This window comes from Streptomyces sp. SP18BB07 (assembly GCF_036322545.1).
GTDB classification, from domain to species: Bacteria; Actinomycetota; Actinomycetes; order Streptomycetales; family Streptomycetaceae; genus Streptomyces; species Streptomyces deccanensis.
The window spans coordinates 1-6477 of record NZ_JAQYWT010000315.1 but is presented as its reverse complement, the minus strand read 5'-3'; the positions used below and the strand labels follow the sequence as shown (position 1 = coordinate 6477).

6 protein-coding genes are annotated in these 6477 nt (G+C 67.3%); 2 read left to right on the top strand and 4 right to left on the bottom strand.

Translation table 11 applies throughout. From position 1 onward, the window contains the following. Positions 1-616 (bottom strand): TetR/AcrR family transcriptional regulator (locus PUR53_RS20980; RefSeq protein ID WP_329909272.1); only part of this gene is annotated, 616 nt, incomplete at its 3' end. Between the two features lie 101 nt (positions 617-717). Between PUR53_RS20980 and PUR53_RS20975 the strand changes: the two genes are divergently transcribed. Continuing rightward, a complete protein-coding gene (locus PUR53_RS20975) occupies positions 718-1620 on the top strand; it encodes an SDR family NAD(P)-dependent oxidoreductase (RefSeq protein WP_329909271.1) in 903 nt (300 codons plus the stop codon). 182 nt (positions 1621-1802) lie between these two features. Here PUR53_RS20975 and PUR53_RS20970 read toward each other — a convergent pair whose 3' ends face one another. The 3 genes from PUR53_RS20970 to PUR53_RS20960 all read right to left on the bottom strand — a co-directional run bounded on the left by PUR53_RS20970 (position 1803) and on the right by PUR53_RS20960 (position 4453). Next, positions 1803-2645 carry a polysaccharide deacetylase family protein gene (locus PUR53_RS20970; RefSeq protein WP_329909270.1) on the bottom strand — a complete coding sequence of 281 codons (843 nt, stop codon included), beginning with the start codon at positions 2643-2645 and terminating at the stop codon, positions 1803-1805. Positions 2646-2651: 6 nt separating this feature from the next. Beyond that, positions 2652-3149: a MaoC/PaaZ C-terminal domain-containing protein gene (locus PUR53_RS20965; RefSeq protein WP_329909269.1), complete on the bottom strand. Its 498-nt coding sequence runs from the start codon at positions 3147-3149 to the stop codon at positions 2652-2654. A 77-nt stretch (positions 3150-3226) separates the two neighbouring features. Continuing rightward, entirely contained in the window at positions 3227-4453 is a 1227-nt protein-coding gene (locus PUR53_RS20960; protein WP_329909268.1) for an NAD(P)/FAD-dependent oxidoreductase, read from the bottom strand. Between the two features lie 331 nt (positions 4454-4784). Here PUR53_RS20960 and PUR53_RS20955 point away from each other — a divergent pair, with 331 nt between their 5' ends. Continuing rightward, on the top strand, positions 4785-6314 hold the full coding sequence (locus tag PUR53_RS20955) for a class I adenylate-forming enzyme family protein (protein WP_329909266.1): 1530 nt from the start codon (positions 4785-4787) through the stop codon (positions 6312-6314). Positions 6315-6477: the final 163 nt, after the last annotated feature.

Sequence of the window (6477 nt, the reverse complement as noted above, 5' to 3'; positions counted from 1 at the left end):
GCGCGTCACGCAGCTCCAGGTTGAACACGGCGAGGGCGGGTTCGTCCGCGTAGGCGGCGAGGACGCTGGGCGGCGGCGGGACGTACGACGACAGGGCGCCCGCCGAGACCAGGATCAGCAGGCAGAGCAGCTGTGTGTCCTCGCCGAGCTCGGGCACGTGGCGGCGCAGCAGCTTTGCCATGGCCTCGGTCCTGGTGAGGTAGGACCGCTTGTGCCGCTTGACGACCTCGACCGAGACGTTGTGCTCGAGGACGCCGCCCTGGGCGCCGATGAGGTCGCACAGCACCACGTGGCCCGCCAGTGACCGGCTGAGGATCTCCGCCAGTCGGCCCGCCCGCACCTCCGGTGCCGCGTGGGCTTCGATGCCCGCGGCCAGTTCGTCCGCCAGCTCGGTGAGCCAGCTCTCCAGGAAGACGTCCAGCAGTTCGAGCAGCACCGCCTCGCGTGACTCGAAATATCGCAGGACGTTCGACTTGGCCAGGTCCACCCGGCGGCTGAGCTCGTTGAGGCTCACGTCGGCCACGGGCATCTCGTCGAGCATCGCCGCCGCCGTGTCCAGGATCGCCCGGCGGCGGATCTGCCGCTGCTCCTCGCTGCGCGCTCGCTGAAATGTCATGCCCCCAAGCCTAGCTTATAGACCGACGGTCTCTTGACAGGGGACCGCCGGTCTCTTATATTGGAACTCGTAACAGACCGATGGTTCTATAGGAGTAGGCGATGAGTGGCAACTGGACCGAGCAGCACATCCCCGACCAGCACGGCCGGGTGGCGATCGTGACCGGCGCCAACACCGGGCTGGGCTTCGAGACCGCCCGGATGCTCGCCGAGCGCGGGGCGGCGGTGGTCCTGGCCGTCCGCGACGTCGAGAAGGGCAAGCAGGCGGCCGCCCGCATCACCGGCGACGTCACCGTCCAGGCCCTCGACCTGTCCTCCCTGGACTCGATCCGGTCCGCGGCGGCCGACCTGCGCGCCGCCCACCCCCGCATCGACCTTCTGATCAACAACGCGGGCGTGATGTACACCCCGCGCCAGCTCACCGCCGACGGCTTCGAGCTGCAGTTCGGCACCAACCACCTCGGCCACTTCGCCCTGACCGGCCTGCTCCTTGACCGGCTCCTGCCCGTTGCCGGCTCCCGCGTCGTGACCGTCAGCAGCATCGGCCACCGCATCCGGGCCGCCATCCACTTCGACGACCTGCAGTGGGAGCGCTCGTACGGCCGCGTCAGCGCCTATGGCCAGTCGAAACTCGCCAACCTGATGTTCACCTACGAACTGCAGCGCCGGCTCGCCCCCCACGGCACCACGGTCGCGGTGGCCGCCCACCCCGGCGTCTCCGACACCGAACTCGTCCGCAACTCGCCCGCCGCGTTTCGCAAGCCCATGACCTGGCTCGCGCCGCTGTTCACCCAGAAGCCCGAGATGGGCGCCCTGCCCACCCTGCGCGCCGCCACCGACCCCGCGGTCGTCGGCGGCCAGTACTACGGCCCCGGCAACCGGGGGGAGATGCGGGGCTACCCGAAACTGGTCACCTCCAGCCGCGACTCCCACGACCAGACCACCCAGCAGCGCCTGTGGACCGTCTCCGAGGAGCTCACCGGGGTGACGTTTCCCGTGGAGTGAAGCGGAGAAGCGGGTCACTGCGCGGGAGCGCTTCCCCAGGCCCGCCTCGCACTGCCCGTCGGCAGTTAAGTGAACGATTATCGTGCTGAAAGACTCCCGGGCCGTGGCCACGAGATTCTCGTGCAGCGAAAAGCGCTCCGTCCGCGGTCCGGACCGAGCGCTTTGTCGTCGGCGTCGGTTGTTCAGCCGTCTTCCCAGCAGTCGAAGAGTTCCGAGAGTGTGGGGAACCAGACGTCGTCGAAGGACGTCACGTGGTCGAGGAACTTCTCGAGCATCAGCAGATTGTGGGCCCTGCCGATGGTCTGCGGATGCAGCGTCCAGGTCGCGACCCCGCCCGGACAGCGCGCGTGGGCGAAGTCGAAGCTGTCCTTCCAGCGCGCGAGGACGACCTCGTTGGCCTGCATCAGGGCATTGCCCTTGAAGGACTCCAGCTCCGGGAAGTCGTCGAGGAACCAGGAGACGGGGAACTCCAGGACCCGGCTCTCGGGCCCGAAGGTGTTGCCCTTCTCCTGGTCGAGTTCCACGACCATCCGCGGCCGGTAAGGCGTGAAGTCACGTCCCATCAGGGACGAGTCCCAGTCGAAGCCGAACTCGGCCAACAGGTCGAGTGTGTCGTCCGTGACGTCCAGGGCCGGCGACCGGTAGCCCCGCGGCCGGGTGCCCAGCAGCTTCTCGTGCTGACGCAGCTGAAGTTCGAGCAGCCGCCGTTCCTCGTCCCGGTCCAGAGCGGGGACGTATTCGTGATACACCCCGTGTGCTCCGATCTCGTGGCCGTCCTCGAGGACCGCGTCCACGGCCGAGCGGAACGTCTGGATCGTGTGCGTCGGCACGCACCACGTGGTGGTGATCCCGTAGCGGCGGAACGCGTCCAGCAGCCGCGGAGCCCCCACCAGGGCGCCGAACTCGCCTCGTGACAGAGCCGTCTGGGACGTGGACCGGAACGTGCCCATCCAGACGCTCTGGGCGTCGAAATCCGGGCTCAGACATACGGCGAGCCGTTTTCCCTCGGGCAGTCGCAGCGTCACGGCAGATCACTCCGACCGGGCGGGGCGGCGCGACAGCAGCACGACCCACCTGCCCTCCTGGCACACGTCACCGTTCTGGTTCAGGACCCGGACGTGAGTGGTCACGATGCCGCGATCGGGCTTGCTCGCCGAGGGCCGGATCTCGACGATCTCCTCGCTCACCCTGATGGTGTCCCCGATGCGCACCGGTGCGAGAAGATTCCAGTCCCGGATTCCGAGGAAGGCGATCGCCGACGGGTTCTTCCACCCCAGGCCCATCTCCAGGCCGAACGCCATCGCCAGGACTCCGGGGCCGTGAAAGAGCCGGCCACCGAACTGGGTCTGCTTCGCGAACTCCTCATTCATGTGGAGGGGATGCATGTCGCCCGACCAGGTGCCGAACATGACGACATCGGTCTCGGTGATGGTCCGGCCGGGCGTCACCCAGGTCTGCCCGAGCTCGATCTCGTCGAGGTATCGAACGGACTCCGAGGTGTGCGCCGCGCCGAGAGTGTTGGTGGTCAAGTCATGCTCCTCAGAAGCTGATGGGGACAAGGGGACGATTGCCGCCCTCGTAGGGACCTTCTCTGCTCTCGGCGAGGTCACCAGCGGATCACGCCGTCGGAGTTCTCACGAAGTGCCGGGCGGTCCAACGCCATTTCATCGATCGGCAGGCTGAGTTCCTCTCCGGAGATCAGCTCGGCCACGAGCTGTCCGGTGATCGGCCCGGCCAGGTTCCCGTACACGTGTCCGGTGGCGAGGACCAGGCCCGGGGCCTCGTCGACCTCGTCCACGATCGGCAGCGAATCGGCGGTGGCCGGGAGAAGACCCGTCCAGACACCCTCGACGCCGAGTCCCCGGTAGTGCGGGAAGGTCTCCAGAACTGCGTCGATGGTCATCTTCAGTCCACCGAGCGGCATACGGTCGTCCAGCTGCTCTGGGTAGTCCATCGGACACCCGACGAACAGGTTGCCGTTCTCCGTCTTGGCGACACACTCCAGGTGCTCGATCCCGTGGCCCGAATCCTCGTAGGGCGCTGTGAAGTACTCGTCGCGATAGCTCGGGAGACTTCGGATGTGCCCGTACTGCTTGGCGGCCAGGGGACCGTTGAGGATCTTGTCGAGGTGCTCCTCGACCGGAGCGAACAGCACCGCGCCGAGCCGTTCGGGCTTGATCGGCACGTGGATGCCCTCCGCTTCGAGCATCTGTGACCAGACCCCCGTCCCCCAGACCACTCGGTCCGCGTGCACGTCTCCGCCGACAGTCCGGACGCCCGTGACCTTCGCTCCCTCGCGCGTCAGTCCGAGTACAGGTGTGTGCTCGTGGATGCGCACGCCGAGGCGACGGCATTCCTGGGCCAGGGCACGGACGAACTTGGGGGTGCGGATCTGGCCGTCCTCAGGACAGAAGGTCGCGCCGATGACGGTGGGCGGCAGGATCGGGGCCGCCTCACGGGCCGTCGGTCCGTCCAGCAGCTCCATGGTGAAGCCGTGCTTGTTGCGGTCCTCCACGAATTCCTTGTAGACCCGGCGCTGGTCGTCGGTGAAGAAATACGTCATCGCGCCGTTCGCGCGGTACTCGAACGAGGGGCCGAGCAATTGTGAGAAGTCGTCGTAGAGAGCGCGGCCGGCCCGGGAGAGTGCCAGAGAGAAATCTCCGTTCCGGTTGTGCATGTGGAGAAATCCCATGTTCCGGCCCGAAGCGCCATACGCGATTTTCCGCTGTTCCAAGAGGACGACGTCATGTCCTTTGGCCGCGAGGAAGTACGCTGTCGACACGCCGACGATGCCGCCGCCGACCACGACCACATTCGCCTGGTCCAGTTTCACGTTGCGATCTCCCTGCCATCGGTCCGTCGGTTCGGCATGTGACCGGCTGCCTGACCATCCTTCGGAACTATCGCTCCGCCGACCTCCGGACCGCATTGGAACTTCCCAGAGGATCGGAGCAGTCCATCAGAAGCTCCACAATGGGTGGCCACCGCGGAACCGCAGGCGTGGTCCCACCGGAGTTTCTACGGGCCGGAGCGCCGGAGCCAGTGAGGATTTCCAATTACCTCCGGTGACCCCGCCGCCTACGTTGTGGCCTATCACCTGGCGCCCGACCACACCCTCGGAAGACTCTTGCGCAGCCTTGCGAATCAAGGAACTGGAGCTATGGATGGCGTTCTCGCCGGCCACCGTACGTGGCGACTGCGTGTCGGCCTTCGAGCGCATCGCTCGCGACCACCCCGACCGCGCCGCTGTGATCGACAACGACGCGACGATCACCTACCGCGATCTGCAAGCGGCGGTCGAGCTCCGGACGACGACGCTGCTCGAAGCCGGCCTCCGCCCCGGCTACCGGGTGGCCCTGGTCGCCGAGAGCTCGGCTGAGTATCTGATGACCGCTCTCGCCGTGTGGCGCGCCGGTGGCGTCCTCGTCACCGTCTACCCCTCATCGGGCTCGGGCGACATGCGTTACGCCATCGAGACGAGCGACCCCTCGCTGATCGTCGTCTCCGAGGGAGTCGATCGCGAGGCCGTCGAGGCGGGCGCGCCCGGAACCCCCGTCGTGGACATCGTGTCCTTCGGCGTCGGCGGAGTCCGTCAGGACTGCTCCCCGAATCCCGAGAACCTGCGGGAACCGCTGTCCCTGATCTGCTTCTCGTCGGGCACGACCAGCCGACCGAAGGCGATCATGGTGTCCGCCACGGCGATCTTCAACTGCGCGGACACCTACGGCGAGGTCTGGCACCTCTCCCCGGACGACAGGGCGATCATCTGCCTGCCGATGGCGTGGCTGTACGGCCTCGCGAGCACCTCGCTGGCGGTTCTCCTGCGTGGTGGCACCGTCATCGTCGTACGGCGGGCACGTCCGGAGTTCATCGCTCCGGCGATCGAGCGGTACCGGGCGACGTTCGTGGCCGGCGTCACGGCCACGTTCGCCAAGCTCGTCCAGCACGTGGGAGATCCGGCCCCGGGTACGCGCGCGTTCGAGTCGCTCCGTCTGTGCATCTCGGGGGGTGAGCCGCGCAACGAGGCGGTGTTCGACCGCTGGACGGCCCTGACCGATGTCGCGGTGCTCGACGCGTACTGCGCGTCGGAGTGCCTTCCCCTCGTCACCTACGACCCCTCCACGGACCCTGTTCCCAGGCCGGGCTCGGCTGGGAAGCTCGTTCCCCGCTCCCGGCTCAGGATCCTCGGCCCCGAGGGAGCCGATGTCCCGCCCGGCGAGATCGGCGAGGCGTATTCGAGCGGCCCCGGCCTGATGCTGGGGTATTGGCGGGACGAGCAGCTGACCCACGAAGTGCTCACGGACGACGGTTGGTACCGGACGAAAGACCTGGTCAGAGTCGACGAGGACGGCTATGTGTACGTCGTCGGGCGGCTGTCTGACCTCATCATCCGCGGGGGCACCAACATCTCCCCTTCGGAGATCGAACGTGTCCTCAACGAGCACAAGGCGGTCGGCCAGGCCGCCGTCGTGGGCCTGCCAGACGAGATCTACGGCCAGCGGGTGGTCGCCGCAGTCGTCCCCAGTGCCGCGTCGGGTGTGGACGAGGCCGAACTGCGGGCGTACTGCAAGGCGAGGCTCTCCTCCTACAAGGTGCCGAGCGCTTTCGTCGTGGTCGATGCCCTCCCGGTCAACGCGACCACGGGAAAGCTCAACCGGAAAGACGTCGCCGCGCTGCTCGCTGACCTGAGCTGACCGGCATGACACAGGAACCTGAGAAGGAGGATTCCCAATGACGTTGTCAAGCCGGGGTGGTGACGCCTCGTGATTGGGTCATGCCGCTGCGGCAGCAGGGAATGGAGCTGTGGCCTCGAAGGTCCGGTGGTCGCGTATCAGGGCCCAGAGCACGTTCAGGCGG